The 14,701-nt window shown below is 72.9% G+C and carries 15 protein-coding genes; 8 read left to right on the top strand and 7 right to left on the bottom strand.

Translation table 11 applies throughout. The features are described from left to right. Window positions 1-119: 119 nt before the first annotated feature. Together BCD48_RS55065 and BCD48_RS30395 are read right to left on the bottom strand one after the other, a co-directional pair. Window positions 120-248: a hypothetical protein gene (locus tag BCD48_RS55065; RefSeq protein ID WP_274536593.1), complete on the bottom strand. Its 129-nt coding sequence runs from the start codon at window positions 246-248 to the stop codon at window positions 120-122. A gap of 177 nt (window positions 249-425) precedes the next feature. Beyond that, the gene (locus BCD48_RS30395; RefSeq protein ID WP_071051786.1) at window positions 426-1,073 is read right to left on the bottom strand and encodes a TetR family transcriptional regulator; all 648 of its coding nucleotides are present in this window, start codon (window positions 1,071-1,073) and stop codon (window positions 426-428) included. A gap of 487 nt (window positions 1,074-1,560) precedes the next feature. Between BCD48_RS30395 and BCD48_RS30390 the strand changes: the two genes are divergently transcribed. Next, window positions 1,561-2,418, top strand: coding sequence for an SAM-dependent methyltransferase (locus tag BCD48_RS30390; RefSeq protein ID WP_083419422.1), 858 nt, complete (start codon window positions 1,561-1,563; stop codon window positions 2,416-2,418). A 72-nt stretch (window positions 2,419-2,490) separates the two neighbouring features. Here the strand turns inward: BCD48_RS30390 and BCD48_RS30385 are convergent, their stop codons facing one another. The 4 genes from BCD48_RS30385 to BCD48_RS30370 are packed head-to-tail and all read right to left on the bottom strand — an operon-like array spanning window position 2,491 to window position 5,928. Continuing rightward, window positions 2,491-3,054, bottom strand: coding sequence for a hotdog family protein (locus BCD48_RS30385; RefSeq protein ID WP_083419421.1), 564 nt, complete (start codon window positions 3,052-3,054; stop codon window positions 2,491-2,493). After that, window positions 3,051-4,196 carry an NAD(P)H-dependent flavin oxidoreductase gene (locus tag BCD48_RS30380; RefSeq protein ID WP_083419420.1) on the bottom strand — a complete coding sequence of 382 codons (1,146 nt, stop codon included), beginning with the start codon at window positions 4,194-4,196 and terminating at the stop codon, window positions 3,051-3,053. The genes BCD48_RS30385 and BCD48_RS30380 overlap by 4 nt, the downstream gene beginning before the upstream one ends. Next, a complete protein-coding gene (locus tag BCD48_RS30375; RefSeq protein ID WP_071051785.1) occupies window positions 4,193-5,026 on the bottom strand; it encodes a CoA-transferase subunit beta in 834 nt (277 codons plus the stop codon). Before BCD48_RS30375 ends, BCD48_RS30380 begins: the two co-directional genes overlap by 4 nt. Next, on the bottom strand, window positions 5,023-5,928 hold the full coding sequence (locus BCD48_RS30370; protein ID WP_071051784.1) for a CoA transferase subunit A: 906 nt from the start codon (window positions 5,926-5,928) through the stop codon (window positions 5,023-5,025). Before BCD48_RS30370 ends, BCD48_RS30375 begins: the two co-directional genes overlap by 4 nt. A gap of 383 nt (window positions 5,929-6,311) precedes the next feature. Between BCD48_RS30370 and BCD48_RS30365 the strand changes: the two genes are divergently transcribed. The 7 genes from BCD48_RS30365 (at window position 6,312) to BCD48_RS30335 (ending at window position 13,497) form a co-directional block, all read left to right on the top strand. Beyond that, window positions 6,312-7,286, top strand: coding sequence for an SDR family oxidoreductase (locus BCD48_RS30365; RefSeq protein ID WP_071051783.1), 975 nt, complete (start codon window positions 6,312-6,314; stop codon window positions 7,284-7,286). A 90-nt stretch (window positions 7,287-7,376) separates the two neighbouring features. Continuing rightward, window positions 7,377-8,387 carry an LLM class flavin-dependent oxidoreductase gene (locus BCD48_RS30360; protein WP_071051782.1) on the top strand — a complete coding sequence of 337 codons (1,011 nt, stop codon included), beginning with the start codon at window positions 7,377-7,379 and terminating at the stop codon, window positions 8,385-8,387. Between the two features lie 726 nt (window positions 8,388-9,113). Then, window positions 9,114-10,499 carry a sensor histidine kinase gene (locus BCD48_RS30355; RefSeq protein WP_071051781.1) on the top strand — a complete coding sequence of 462 codons (1,386 nt, stop codon included), beginning with the start codon at window positions 9,114-9,116 and terminating at the stop codon, window positions 10,497-10,499. Window positions 10,500-10,507: 8 nt separating this feature from the next. Next, window positions 10,508-10,954 carry a roadblock/LC7 domain-containing protein gene (locus tag BCD48_RS30350; protein WP_071051780.1) on the top strand — a complete coding sequence of 149 codons (447 nt, stop codon included), beginning with the start codon at window positions 10,508-10,510 and terminating at the stop codon, window positions 10,952-10,954. A 93-nt stretch (window positions 10,955-11,047) separates the two neighbouring features. Then, the gene (locus BCD48_RS30345; RefSeq protein WP_071051779.1) at window positions 11,048-11,434 is read left to right on the top strand and encodes a DUF742 domain-containing protein; all 387 of its coding nucleotides are present in this window, start codon (window positions 11,048-11,050) and stop codon (window positions 11,432-11,434) included. A 133-nt stretch (window positions 11,435-11,567) separates the two neighbouring features. Further along, window positions 11,568-12,212, top strand: a complete 645-nt coding sequence (locus tag BCD48_RS30340; RefSeq protein WP_397428738.1) for a GTP-binding protein — start codon at window positions 11,568-11,570, stop codon at window positions 12,210-12,212. Between the two features lie 58 nt (window positions 12,213-12,270). After that, entirely contained in the window at window positions 12,271-13,497 is a 1,227-nt protein-coding gene (locus BCD48_RS30335) for a styrene monooxygenase/indole monooxygenase family protein (RefSeq protein ID WP_071051778.1), read from the top strand. A gap of 248 nt (window positions 13,498-13,745) precedes the next feature. Here BCD48_RS30335 and BCD48_RS30330 read toward each other — a convergent pair whose 3' ends face one another. Beyond that, on the bottom strand, window positions 13,746-14,645 hold the full coding sequence (locus BCD48_RS30330) for a hypothetical protein (protein ID WP_241842111.1): 900 nt from the start codon (window positions 14,643-14,645) through the stop codon (window positions 13,746-13,748). Window positions 14,646-14,701: the final 56 nt, after the last annotated feature.

Genomic DNA, 14,701 nt, shown 5'->3' with positions numbered 1-14,701 from the left:
AGAACCCCGATTCTCCCTGCGCGGCAGGCACCTGTTCTCTTACGACGATCTACAAGACCCCAACATCAACGCCCAACTGGCGGATGTAGGTCAGACCGGTCAGAGAGGACCGGGATGCGTCAGTCCGCGGTCAGACCGAGGCGGGCGATCTCGGCGGCCACGGCGCGCTCATGGGCCTGCTCACGCTCCCTCGCCTTGCGAGGGCTCCACTCGCCGGCCATCGTGGCCGGCGGGTTCTCATCGGACACGGCTCGGTTGCTTGATCGTAACGAGGCGGTTGTCGAATGCAACCCCTCACGTCAGGGGTCGAACGCACGCTGGGGCGACACGCCGTCCCGTCCCGTGCCGTCAACGGCCCATGGGCCAGTGGCCGACGTCGGCGACCCGGCGGCCCGCGTCGCCGGGAACGGCCCCGTCGCCGAGAACTACCTGCTGAGAGCCTGCTGGCCAGCGAGAACGACGGTGACGGTGTCAGCGAGCGAGGCGCGGACGCCATCAAGGGTCATCCGGTCGCCCAGCCAGTACCTCAGGTCGCTGAGGAAGACCTTGCCGATGATGTTGGTGATCAGCTTGTCCCGCTCGTCGATGACGTGGTCCGGGCCGAAGGCGGCTACACCGATGAGGCCGATCATGGCCTCGTCCACGTCGTCGATCTCGGTGCCGATGGTGGCCGACGCCAGCGTCATCGCCTGGATCAGCGCCTCGGCCACCAGCCGGTCGCGACTGAGCTCGTCGACCATCCGGTTCATCATCGCGAGCACCCGGGTCGCCGGGTCCTCGAAGCCGGTCGGCGCGGGCAGCACGGCTTCGCGCAGGCCGGAGAGGTGGCGGGCCAGTGCCGAGGCCAGCAGGTGCACCTTGGACGGGAAGTAGCGGTAGAGGGTGCCGAGCGCGACGCCGGCCTGCTCGGCCACCTCGCGCATCTGCACCTCGTCGTAGCCGCCCCGGCTGGCCAGGGCGAGCGCGGCGGTCAGCATGCGCTCCCGGCGCGCCTGCTGGGACGGCGTCGCCGTCGCCGCCGGTACACCCTTGGGCGACGGCGACGCGGCCGCCGAAGGCACGGCCTCGCTCACCGCAGCCTCCTCGCCGCCAACCAGTCCACCGACCCTCAAAAAACTAGATCCTGTTCTACTCTAGGCCCCGCGCCCCGCACCCCGCAGGCGCAAGCGCCGCGTCGGGCCGGTCGAGCCAGCCGAAACCAGCCGGCAGACGGTCAGAAAGACCAGTCCAGTACCGCCCGGAGGGTCGATCCCATCGTTACCAGACGCGCGGGCGAGTCGGCCGGATTTGTTACCTAGCTCGCGCCCGCTCGTTCCTCCCCTACATGGCACCGCCAGCCGGCCGTAACGAGCCCGAGCAACGGCGCGGCCGGGGCGCCCGGTACGGCGTAGGTCACCCGCGACCGCTACGATTCGTCATTACTCGGTCTGGATACGTCGCGTTGAACCCGCTTCGTGCCTGCTCGCGGGCGTCATGCGAACGCGCGAGGCGCGCGACGCCCAGCTCGGCGTCCCAGGCCGCATCCGCGCCGTCCAGCAGGCATGAAGATCGGGGGGTCTCATGGCCGACAGCGGGATCACCGGGAACACCGCATGGAACGCCGAGCCGACCGGCGGCGAGCACGTCGACCTACGCATCGACATCCCGCACGGCGCCCGCGTCCACGACTACTTACTGGGCGGGAAGGACCACTACCTCGCTGATCGCACGGCAGGCGAGGCGATCCTCGCCTCGGCGCCCTGGCTCACCGAGAACGTCCGCGCTGGTCGGAACTTCCTGGGCCGAGCCGTGCACCTGCTGGCCGCCGAGCGCGGAGTCCGCCAGTACCTCGACATCGGCACGGGCCTGCCGACAGCCAACAACACCCACGCGGTCGCCCAGCGGGCGGCGCCGGACGCCCGCGTCGTGTATGTCGACCGCGACCCGATCGCGCTGGCGCACGGGCGGGCGCTGCTGACCAGCACCCCCGAGGGGACCACCGACTACCTGCTGGGCGATGTCCGCGAACCCGCCGACATTCTCGCCCGCGCGGCGGACATCCTCGACTTCACCCAGCCGGTCGCGCTGGTGCTCGTCGGGATCATGCACTATCTCCACCACGCGGACGGCCCCTGGGCGGCCGTGCGGACCCTGTCCGACGCCCTGCCCGCCGACAGCTATCTGGTGCTCACCCACCTGGGCATCGCCGAAGAGATCTCGAGCCTGGATGGCGCCGTCACCACTCTGGACACCTCGGACTACTCGCGGCCGCTCACGTCGATGGTCGAGCACTTCTACCCGCGCTCGCTCGACGAGATCAAACGGTTCTTCTATGGGTGGGAGCTGCTCGACCCCGGCGTCACGCTCGCACCACACTGGCGCGCCGAAGATCCGGAGCTTGCGGGCGTCTGGGCCGCCGTGGCCCGCAAGCCCGCCTGACGGGCACCATCGCGCCCGGTCGTGCCCAGCTGCCTTGGTCGCCTTGGTCGGGCCCTGTTGGGGCCCACCCCCTCACACCAGGTAGCGGGCGAGGACGTCGGCCACGCAGACGGGCTGGCCGGTCGTCTCGGCCGTCAGAGTGACGCGGTAGGTGGCCTGAAGGCCGCCGGGGACATCGGCCACGTCAAGGATGACCAGCCCGCCGCGGACGGCGCCGCCGGCGGGAAGCGCCGACGGGAACCGCACCGCGCCGGTGCCGTAGTTGACACCCACCGCGAAGCCGCGGACGTCGACGAGCTTGGGCAGCACGAAGTTCACCAGCGAGAGCAGGAGCAGCCCCGGCACCGGCCGCTCGGCCGCCGGCCCGAGCCGCCCGGGCGCGCCCGGCGCGCCGGCCGCGGAGCCGGGTCGTGGACCGCCGGTGGCGGCCTCGAACCCGTCGACCCGGTCGACGCCGATCACCAACGGGTCGGTGGGGCCAACCATCCGGCCGGCCGAGGTCCGCAGCTCGTCCGGCCCGGTCAGCGTCAGCGGCCCCGGCGCGGGCTCTCGCCCGGGCGGCGTCCGCCCTGGCGGCGAGGCCGGCTCGGCGAGAGGCGCCGACTCGGCGGGACGCGCCGGACGCCCCATGGTCATCGAGCGCGTCCGTCCTCGGTCGAGGCAACGACCCCGGACGGCGCGACGGCCTCGACGGCGCGGGTCTGGCCCATCCCGCCGAGGCGGTCGAGCACCCCCGTCGCCTCGACGATGATCCGCTCGACGAGATCGGCGACCGTCGGGGTGTCGTCGATCAGGCCAGCCACCTGTCCGGACGTCATCAGGCCGAGGTCTTCGCGGCCCTCGACCATCGAGGCGCGCAGCAGCATCGGGGTGTTCGCGCTCATCAGGACCTGGCTCCAGGACAGGCCGCCGTGGGCGCGCAGCGCCCGGCCCTCGCGCAGCAGCCCGCGCCAGCTGGCGCCGGTGTGCCGCCGGAACGCGGCCGCGTTGCGGACCGCGCGCGGCAGCCGGGTGAGCGGGCTGGCCGCCGTCAGCCCGTCGACGAGCGGAGTGCGCAGCACCCGGTGCGGGACGCCGTCGACACGGGTGGTCACGACAGTGCCATCGAGGCCAGCGGCAAGGTAACGGGCCTTGACGTTGTCGGCGACGGTGCTGTCGGCGGTCAGCAGGAAGCGGGTGCCCATGCCGATGCCGGCCGCGCCGTAGGCGAGGGCGGCGACCAGGCCGCGCCCGTCGAAGTAGCCACCGGCGGCGACGACGGGGATGTCGACGGCGTCGACGACCTGCGGGACGAGCAGCGACGTGGGGACGGCGCCCGTGTGGCCACCGCCCTCGCCGCCCTGGACGAGCACCGCGTCGGCACCCCAGGAGGCGACCTTCTCCGCGTGCCGGCGGGCGCCGACGGACGGCATCGTCACGATGCCGGCGTCCCGCAGCCGGAGAAAGAGGTCCTTGCGGGGCGCGAGCGCGAACGACGCGACCCGCACCCCTTCGGAGATCATGAGACCGACCCGGTCCTCGACGTCCTCGGCGTCCGAGCGCAGGTTCACGCCGAACGGCGCGTCCGTGCGCTCCTTCACCGAGCGGATCGCCGTGGCGAGCTCGTCGAGGGTCATCGTCGCCGAGCCGAGGATGCCCAGGCCCCCGGCGGCGGCGGTCGCGGCGGTCAGCCGCGAGCCGGAGACCCAGCCCATCCCCGTCTGCACGATCGGGTACCGGACGCCGATCAGCCGGGTAAACGCCGTCTGGAGCCTGGGGTCGGCCGCCGGGGCCGTCATGCCTGCACCTCCCGGAAGCGCAGGCCCTTCGGGTCGAACGCGTCGAGGAGGTCCAGCTCGGCCGGGGCAGGCACCGGGGTCGTCGGGACGGCGCCCGGACCACCGTCGGGAAGCGCGAGCGGGAAACCGGTGGCGGCGAGGACCTCGTCGACGGTGACGCCCGGGTGCACCGATACCAGCCGAAGCCGGTGGTCCGGGCCGGCGAAGTCGAGCGAGGCCAGGTCGGTGACGACCCGGCCGAGGCCGTGGAAGCGGCGCGCAGCCGGCCCGGCGGCCTCCGCGCGGTCGTAGCCGACGCCGCAGACGACGTCGACGCGCTCGACGAACACGCGCGGGCCGTGCCGGGGCACCCAGTAGCTGGTGCGGTGGTTGACGGTGTTGCCCGGGGCGCCACGGGTGCCGATGAGCTGGGCCGTGGGATGACCGTGCGGCCCGATGGCGGAGATGTTCATGTTGCCGTAGGCGTCCAGCTGCGACGGGATCATGATGACGTGGCGCCGGCCGGAGGCGACCACGTCGAAGACCGAGCGGAACGGCAGCCAGCCCTCGACGACGGCCCCGGCAGGGACCGCGCCGAGCGGCGGCGGGTCGGCCAGGAGCATCGCCTCGCCGTCGGAGAGCAGCAGGTCCGGGGCGAAGGTGCGCCGGGCCAGGCGCGCGCCGAGCGCGGGCGCCGTCCCGAAGGCGCTGGCCAGGATCTCGCCGGCGCCGCGGAACGCCTCCGCGCACGCGAGCGCGCAGACGTCCGCCCGCCGGGCGGCGCGCGCGGCTGCCCCCGCGGTCCCGGCTGCCCCCGCGGCGCCGGCCGCCGTCGCGTCGAGCTGGGTCATCGCGCGCCCTCCTTCGCCTGCGCGCGGTCACCCGCGCGCCGAGCCGAGCCGTCGTCCGCGCGGACGGCGGCCTGGTACGCGGCCTCGTCGCCCGCGAGGTAACGGTCGCGGAACGCCGCCCAGCCGGCGCCGTCACCGCCGGCCGCCGTCACGTACGCCCGCTGGAACGCCTCGTCTCGGTCGTAGTCGGGCACACAGCTGGTGAAGTGCGCGCCGTTCGGTGTCTCGACCACCGCGTCGACCATCATCCGGTTGATCCTCAGGGCCTGGACTGGTGCTTCCTTCGTCAGCTCGGCGGTCTCGACGACCCGTTCGCAGGAGAGCACCCGGTGCCGGGCGGCCAGGCAGAACAGGTCGTCGAAATACGGGTCCGGGCCGAGGAAGGCGGCGTTGCCGGCGGCGTCGGCCCGGTTCGCGTGCACGAACGCCACATCGAGCGGCAGCGCCGGCATCGCGAGGAGCTCCTCCCCGTCGTCGTAGGGCGAGGTGACGGTGCGCAGGCCGGGGAACGTGGCCGGGACGTCGGAACCGAGGCCGGCGCGGATCGGCAGGAACGGCAGCCGGTGCGCCGCGGCGAGCAGACCCCACTGCAGCATGCCCTCGTCGAGCTCGGCGAACTCGATCTCGCCGCGCTGGCGGGCGGCGCGGAAATGCGGCTCCAGCGGGACCGAGTCAAGCGAGACGAAGCCGCTGACCAGCTTGCGGATCTTGCCCGCGGCGGCGAGCAGCCCCACGTCCGGGCCGCCGTAGGCGACGACAGTGAGGTCGGTGGCAGGGCCGCGGGCGAGCGCCCTGACCAGGGCCATCGGCTTGCGGCGCGACCCCCAGCCGCCGATGCCGATGGTCATGCCGTTCTCCACCACCGCTACGGCGTCGGAGATCGTGAGCAGCTTCGCGCCCATCAACCGTCCCTGTGTCGTCTGCGCGGCCGTCGTCTCCGCGGCCGCGTGCGGGCCTGTGTCCCCCTGTGGCCGGGACGGGCCCGCGCCCCGCGGGCGCATCGGCCGCGGCCGGGTCCCGCGGAACATCTACACAAGCGCTTGCTTGGTTCGGTAAGTTACCAGCCGTCGACGGCCGCCGCGAGAACACCGCGGGCGCCCCGGGCTCGGGCCCGAGCCGTCGCCGGCCGGCGACGAAGCGAAGGGGTGGCCACGTGAGCCGAACCTCCCGGATCACAACCTCCCAGATCGGCTCCGCCGATCCGGGAGGGACCCTGTCCGTCGATCCAGCAGGAACCCCGGGCGCAAGCCGTCCGGGTGACGAGGAAGGCGGCGGAGGGAGTGCGGTGTCGGAGCGAACCCGAGACGGGGTCAGCGAGAGCGGGATCTGCGCGGGCCGGGTGGTGATCGTGACCGGCGCCGGCCGTGGCATCGGCCGCGAGCACGCGCTGGAGTTCGCCCGCCAGGGCGCTCGGGTCGTCGTCAACGACGTCGGCGTGGCACGCGACGGGGCCTATCCCGGCGCGGCGGCCGGCGGCAACGTCGCCGGGGGTGACACGGCCGGCGAGCCGGTGGCGCTGACCGTCGTCGAGGAGATCAGGGCGCTCGGGGCCGAGGCCGTCGCGAACACCGACGACGTCGCCGACTGGGAGGGGGCGAAGGCGCTGGTGACGAGCGCGCTCGCGGCCTTTGGCCGGCTGGACGTGCTGGTGAACAACGCGGGCTTCGTCCGCGACCGAATGATCGTCTCGATGACCGAGCAGGAGTGGGACGCGGTGGTGCGTGTCCACCTCAAGGGACACGCGGCGCCGCTGCGGCATGCCGCCGCCTACTGGCGCGACGAGGCGAAGGCGGGCCGGCGCCCGGACGCCCGGGTCGTCAACACGAGCTCCGGCGCCGGGCTGCAGGGCAGCGTCGGGCAGGCCAACTACGGCGCGGCCAAGGCCGGCATCGCCGCCCTCACGCTGACCGCGGCCACCGAGCTCGCCCGTTACGGAGTGACGGCGAACGCGATCGCGCCGTCGGCGCGCACCCGGATGACCGAGGGCGTGTTCGCGTCGATGACCCGGCCGGAGGCCGGGTTCGACGCCATGGACCCGGCGAACATCGCGCCGCTCGTGGTGTGGCTCGGCAGCGAGCTTTCCGCGCACGTCACCGGGCAGGTGTTCGAGGTGGAGGGCGGCAGGATCGCGGTCGCCTCCGGCTGGCACCACGGCGTGCCGGCCGACCGCGGCGGCCGGTGGGACCCGGCCGACGTCGGCCCCGCCGTCGACAAGCTGCTCGCCGCCGCTCCGCCAGCCGAACCCGTCTATGGCACCTGATGGACCTCCGGGCGCGCGAGGCTCCGCCATCGTCGCGCGCCCTTCGGCCAGGGCACCTGACCGGCACACCTCTCACGAAGGGCTACACCCATGCTGTCCGTACTTCGGTTCAACTTCGCGGTGCCGGGCCTCGACCGGGGGGCGCTCGCGGCGTCCTACCAGGCGGGCGTCGAGATGGCGCGGTTCGCCGACGAGAACGGGTTCGCGATGGTCTCCCTCGAGGAGCACCACGGCGCCGACAACGGCTGGAGCCCGGCGCCGCTGACCAACGCGGGACTCATCCTCGGGGCGACCAGGAAGATCCACCTCATCGTCCAGGCACTGCTGGTGCCGCTCTCCGACCCGCTGCGGCTGGCCGAACAGCTCGCGGTGCTGGACCTGGCCGGCCGGGGACGGCTCACCGCCGTCGCGGGCCTCGGCTACCGGCCGCAGGAGTACGCCGACGCCGGGCTCGACTGGTCGCGGCGGGGAGCTCTCCTGGACGAGTCGCTGGCGGCGATCCTGGCCGCCTGGACCGGCGAGCCGTTCGAGTACCGCGGCCGGACGGTGCGGGTGACGCCGCCGCCGGCCAGCGCCCCGGCCCAGCTCCTGTGGGTCGGCGGGTCGGTGAGGGCGTCGGCACGCCGGGCGGCCCGGCTGGGGCTGCCGCTGTGCCCGCCGAACACGCTGCCGGACCTGGAGGCGTACTACTACGAACAGTGCGCCGAGCATGGCACGTCCGGGTTCGTCATCATGCCGCCCGCGGACACGGCGTTCGTGCACGTCGCCGAGGACCCGGAGAAGGCCTGGGCCGAGCTTGGCGAGCACTTCCTGCACGAGGCTCTGCTCTACTCGTCCTGGCAGCCGGAGGGCCAGACGTCAGCGGCGCACTCGCACGCGACGACGCTCGAGGAACTGCGCGCCGAGGGCCGCTACCGGATCCTCACCCCGGACGAGTGCGTCGAGCGGGCGGGAAACGCCGCAGAGGGCGGAATGCCACCAGTCACGGTCCTGCATCCGTTGTGCGGCGGAATGCCGCCGGAAAAGGGCTGGGAGAGCCTGCGGCTCTATGCCGAGGCGGTGCTCCCCCGGCTCGCCGCCGAGGCCCGGCCGGCCGGCTGAGCCCGCGCGGGCGTCGAGAACCCGCGGCCCGCGGCCCCGCGCGGTGCCGGCGGCGCGGCCGGCGTGCCCGCGGTCGCGTGGCTTCGCCGTGGTCGCGGGCGGCGGTCCCAACGATCCGCTGACAGGGACCGTCGGCGGAAGCCCCTGGGCCGGCTGGGCGGAGACGGCCCGATGACCCGGTCGGCCTCGGCGCGCTGAGCACTCTCCGCCACGCTCTCCCAGCGCGGGGGTCGACGGGCGCGGCCGGCGGGGCGAGCCCGCGGCCTGCACCGGTGGTGACGGAGGGCCGGCGGACGAGGCGGCACCGTGGCCACGATCGACCCTGGCTGTGAAATTGCGAACGCCGGGATCCGGGACTTTAGGCCCATCTTTTTGCCGCCCAAGTTCGGTACTGGATCGCACGTGGTGCTCCAGTTGTGGGTGCGCAAGAGGGGCACTCCCGCGGCGCCGCGGGCCGATTCCCCCGCGTGTACGCCGGGTGTTGTCCCGCGTGGTCCTCCCGATGCCCGCGATACGCCAGGAACGGCGACCGGTACCCTCAAAAGGAACGCACCAGACAGCAACGGTCAGTAACCCTGAAAGCCGCCAACGGGGGAAAGCCGGCGAGGCGAGCGAACGGGCGGCACCATGGGACGCCCAGCTTGACGTCCCATGTCTGCCCGCTTCCGCGCTGGCGAGGGGACGTGTGGGGAAGGCCGGACACGACGAGAGAGCGCTCGGGGTGGGATGACGACGCGGGCTCGGGAACTCCTGAACCGATCACGTGCGCTGCTGGGTGGCCCCCGCGCGGCGGCCTCCCAGCTACTCGGCCCACAGCCGCCAAGACCCGGCCTCGCGCGGCCCGCCACGCCGGCGGGCGTGGGGGCGCGCGCCGAGGCGCCGAGCCGGGACGGCCTGACCACAGGGCGGTCGCCGGCCAGGCCGACGGAGGCCGAGGAGGCGCTGGCGGCCATCTGCGCGGACCTCGCGCTGCGTGATCTCAACCTGGTCGACTCGCTGCTCGCGCAGCTGGAGGGCATGGAGTCCCGGGAAGAGGACGCCGACCGGCTCTCGGAGCTCTACCGGCTGGACCACCTCGCCGCCCGGCTGCGGCGCAACGCCGAGAACTTGCGGGTGCTCGCGGGCCGCGACGCCGGCGACAGCACGTCGGACACCTTGTCACTGGTCGACGTGATCCGCGGCGCGATGTCGTCCATCGACTACTACCAGCGGGTCACCGTCGGGCGGGTCGTCAGCCTGGGCGTCGTCGGCTTCGCGGCCGAGGACGTCAGCCGGCTGGTCGCGGAACTGCTCGACAACGCGACGAAGTCGTCGCCGCCGCACTCGCCGGTCCGGATCGGTGCCCATCTCACCGAGCAGGGCAGCGCGCTGCTGCGGATCGAGGACGAGGGCATCGGGCTTCCCCCGGAGCGGCTGAGCCAGCTCAACGCGCGGCTGGAGGCCGAGCCGGTCCTCGACGACGACGCGGTGCGGCACATGGGGCTGGCCGTGGTGCGCCGGCTCGCCGCCAGGTACGAGATCAGGACCTGGCTGGACCACCGCCACCCGCACGGCACCACCGCGTCGGTCCTGCTGCCGGCGCCGCTCATCAGCGAGCTGTCCGACGCCGGCTGGTCCGGCCTGCGGACCGTGGTCACCCCGTCGCCCGCCTCCGGTGCGGGGCCGGTCGAGGCGCCCCTCGCCGAGGCGAGCAGCGGTAACGGCAATGGCGCCGTCGCCTCGCTGCCGGGCCGGAAGGCGGCGAACGGGCGGGCGGGCTCGCGGGCGGCCGCGGCGGCCGCGGGCGTGCGCGACGCACGGCCGGTGGGCGCGGACGGCGGCCAGGCCGGCGGGCGCACGGATTCGGTCACCGGTCCGATGCTCGCGTCGGCCGCGCCCGGGACGACGGCGAGCGGGCTGCCGCGGCGGGTGTCCCACAGCCTGCGCGAGCCGCGCGGCAAGGGGGGCGGCGCACCCGTCGCCGCGGCGGGACCGGGCGGCGCGCCCGGCACCGCCGGGGCCCCGGCGCCCACGGAGGCCGACGTACGCGCCGGCCACCAAAAACTACTGGCGGATCTCGGCGCGTTCTCCGAAGGAGAGCAGGCTGCCCTCGACGAGTTGCGACGGGACTGAGGCCAACGATGGTTGCCCAGGAGCACAACCGCCACGCCAGCCCGGACTTCACCTGGCTGATCGACGACTTCGTCCAGAAGGTGCACGGCGCCACCCACGCCCTGATCATGTCCGCGGACGGGCTCGCGCTGGCCTCCTCCCAGTCGATGAGCACCGAGGAGGGGGAGCGTCTCGCGGCCATCGCCAGCGGGATGCTCAGTCTTGCCCGCAACAGCGCGGCCCTGTTCGGCAAGGGGGACTGCGAGCAGATCATCGTCCGGCTCTCCCATGGCTACTTCCTCTTCATGGGAATCGACGCCGGCGCCGGCTTCGCGGTGATGACCGGGCCGGACTGTGACATGAAGGTCGTCGGCTACGAGATGACGCAGTTCGTGATGCACGCCGGGCACGCCCTCACCCCGGAGCGGCGCGCGGACCTGCGGCGCGTCCTCGTCGGGCGCCGCCCGGCCGGCTGAGCCACCTCGAGTGATCCCGGGACAACGGCCGCCGGGCATGCGAAAGAAGACATTTTCGCACGCCCTTTGGCCTTCGAGGAGACAGGGAAAGTGATGGCGGTGCCGCAGGAGTCGAGGCCGGCGAGGCTGGTCCACACCGCGCGCAGCAAGAGGGTTCGGCCATATGCGCTGACCGGCGGCCGGACCAGGTCGCGCCACCATCTGCTGGTGGAGACCCTGGTGTCCGTGCCGCGGTACGACCCGGCGCTGAGCGAGGCGCTCATGCCGGAGTCGCAGGCGCTCTACGAGCGCGCCCGCTCGCAGCTGTCAATCGCCGAGCTGTCGGCGCTGCTGGCCATTCCGCTCGGTGTCGTCCGCGTGCTGATCAGCGACCTGGCGACGCAGGGCGCCGTGCTCATCCACCCGACGGCGCACGCCTTCCGCGACGATCGGGGCGTGCTCGAACGCATCCTCAGCGGCCTACGGGAGCTTCCCGTCTGACGGCCTTCGCGGCGTCGGTCCCCTCCCCGGAAGGAGGGGCCGGGTTCCGCCACCGCCAGGTGCGCTGCCACCAGACCAAGCCAGGACATTCAGGCGCCATGACTACAGGAACGCGGACGTGAGCCCTGCCGACATGACCCCCAGCGACCCGCGCCGCCCGGGCGCGCGAAACAAGGACGACGCGAGCGGCGGCCCACTGACGATCTCGGCGAAGATCGTGGTCGCCGGTGGTTTCGGCGTGGGGAAGACAACCCTCGTCGGGTCGGTGTCCGAGGTCCCCCCGATCAACACCGAGGCGTGGATGACCGAGGCGAGCGAGGGCGTCGACGACCTCCCGCCCAGCGGCGGGAAGACGACGACGACCGTCGCGATGGACTTCGGCCGGATCACGCTGGACCCCGACCTCGTGCTCTACCTGTTCGGCACGCCGGGGCAGGCGCGTTTCTGGTTCATGTGGGACGACCTGTCGCGCGGCGCGCTGGGCGCGATCGTCCTGGTCGACACCCGCCGCCTGGACCAGTCCTTCGCGGCGATCAACTATTTCGAGAACGATTCCGACGTGCCCTTCATCGTCGCCGTCAATCTTTTTGACGGAAAACTGTGGCACGACCTCGCCGAGGTGCGGGAAGCTCTTGCGCTGAGCCCGCGGACCCTGCTGGTGACCTGCGACGCACGCGATCCCGCGTCCGTCGTCGCGACACTGCGCGAGCTCGTGCTCTACACGATGTCGATGACCGAGACACCGGAGCCTACAGGGCCAATGGGCATGCGAAAATGATCTTCCTTCGCATGCCCGGCGGCCGTTGTCTCCAGGATCATTAGGAGGGCACGAACACATGCGTAAAGTGCTGGTCGTCGGGGCTGGCCAGTCCGGGCTTCAGCTCGCACTGATGCTCCAGGAACGTGAATACGACGTCACAGTGATGTCGGCACGCACGCCGGAGGAGATCCGGGGCGGCCGCGTCATGTCCACGCAGGCCATGTTCCACTCGTCGTTGCAGCACGAGCGTGACCACGGCCTGAACCTGTGGGAGAAGGACGCCGTCCGCATCGAGGGCCTCGGCGTGTCGGTCGCCGCGCCGGACGGCGGCCGTGCCCTGGACTGGTTCGGCCGCCTCGACGACTACGGCCAGTCCATCGACCAGCGCGTGAAGATGGCGGGCTGGGCGGAGCTCTTCGAACAGCGCGGCGGGAAGCTGCTCATCCACGGCGTCACCACCGCCGACCTGAACTCGCTCACGTCGCTCTACGACCTTGTCGTCGTCGCGGCGGGAAAGGGCGAGCTGGTCCAGCTGTTCGACCGCAACCCGGAGCGCTCGCCGTTCACCAGCCCGCAGCGCGCGCTGTCGCTGGCCTATGTGCACGGCCTCGCCCCGCGCCCCGAGCATCCCGACCACCCGGGCGTCCGGTTCAATATCGTGCCCGGCGTCGGCGAGCTCTTCATGATCCCGGGTTACACGACCAGCGGGAACTGCGACATCCTCTTCTTCGAGGGGATTCCAGGCGGCCCGCTGGACTGCTGGTCCGACCAGCCGGGCCCGGACGAGCACCTGGCGCGCCTGCTCGACCTGATGCGGACCTACGTGCCGTGGGAGTACGAGCGCTGCGCGGACGTGGAGCTCACCGACGCGCGCGCCACGCTCGCCGGCGGCTACACCCCGGTGGTGCGCCGGCCGGTCGGCGAGCTGCCCGACGGCGGCATCGTGCTCGGCATGGCGGACGTCGTCGTCGCGAACGACCCGATCACCGGCCAGGGCTCGAACAACGCCTCGAAATGCGCCGTGTCCTATCTGGACAGCATCCTCGCGCACGGCGACAAGCCGTTCGACCGCGTGTGGATGACGGCGGCCTTCGAGAAGTACTGGGACTACGCCCAGTACGTCACCACGTGGACGAACGCGCTGCTCGGCCCGCCCCCGGAGCACGTGCTGCAGATCCTCGGCACCGCGCAGGCCAAGGACGCGGTCGCCCGCCGGTTCGCCAGCGGCTTCGACAACCCGCCGGAGTTCTTCGAGTGGTTCATGGACCCGGCGAAGACAGCCGCCTACCTCGCGACCGTCTGAGGCGGTCCCGCCGGGGTTCCTGCCGGATCGGTGGAGCTTGCGGAGCCGATCTGGGAGGTCCGGGACGCTTCGCGCCCGCCGCCGGGCGCCGCCGTCGGGCGCTGAGCGCCCTCCCCGGGTGGATCCGGGTGAAGGCGTATTTCCGGGCTGGGCTGGTTCAGGGTCCAGGACGTGGCTGAGCTGGCGCCAGCGCCGATGCGCCGTCACCAGCGGTGGCTGAGTCGCGCGAATCGGTCGCCAACGCGGTGTCATCCCGCGACACCGCCTGACTTGCCCAGTCCAGTCAGCAGGGGCATGGCCTTGTCCAGCAGCGGCCCGAGCTGGCTCGACAACGGCGCGAGCTTGTCGAGCAGCGCGGGGCCGATCGCCGGCGCGCCCGCGCCGCCGGTCAGCGAGCTCAGCATCGGTGTGAAGATCGGCCCCAGGGCCGGGCCGACGACGTCCAGCAGGCTGACGCCGACATCCGCGCCGGGCCATTCGGCGGCGCCCGGGTCGAGTAGGCCCAGCCACGGATCGTTCGCGGCATAGGTGACCGGTCGCGGCGGGCCGGCCGGCCACATGGCGCGCAGGATGAGCGCGAGGTAGGCCGGGTCCAGCCCGGTGAACAGGCCGCGCACGGCGGTCCGCGGGGCCATCGCGGCCGGCACGTGCGCGGCCACCTCGACAGCGCCCAACAAGGGGAAGACCACGACCCGGTACTGCGGCCGGGAGAACAGGTAGCCGGGCGTGCCCGGCGGCACCACTTCCCAGGAGCCGTCGCCGAACACCAGGTGCCCGGGGCCCGGCAGGTACGGCGCCAGCTCGTTGATCGGTCCGATGTGGCCGATCTCGGCGATCGCGGTCCTGATGCTCACCCTGCCGTCGAGGGTCCGGATCCCGTAGGCCTGCAGCCGCCCCACCGTGTAGAGCTCGCCGGGACCAGCCGGCACCTGGTCGAGCGCGGCGACCAGCGGCCCGGTGGCCAGGAACCCGGGAACATCGAGCGTCCCGAGCGGGATGGTCACCCGTTCGAGCCCGATCGGCCCGAACGGCGGCAGCCGCCCCGCATCGGAAGCCGCCGGAACCGGCACCCCTATGAGGGCCGACGCGGCGGGCGCGCCGGCGACCCCGGCCCACATGCACCCGGCCACGACCAGCGTCAGGGCCACGGCGCGAACAGCCCTACCAGGCCGACCGCATCGACTACACAGAGTAACCATTGGTA

It is taken from the genome of Pseudofrankia coriaricola (genome assembly GCF_001854805.1).
GTDB lineage: Bacteria > Actinomycetota > Actinomycetes > Frankiales > Frankiaceae > Pseudofrankia.
Note: the sequence above shows the minus strand (reverse complement) of the source record. Positions and strands in the feature narration are given on the sequence as shown.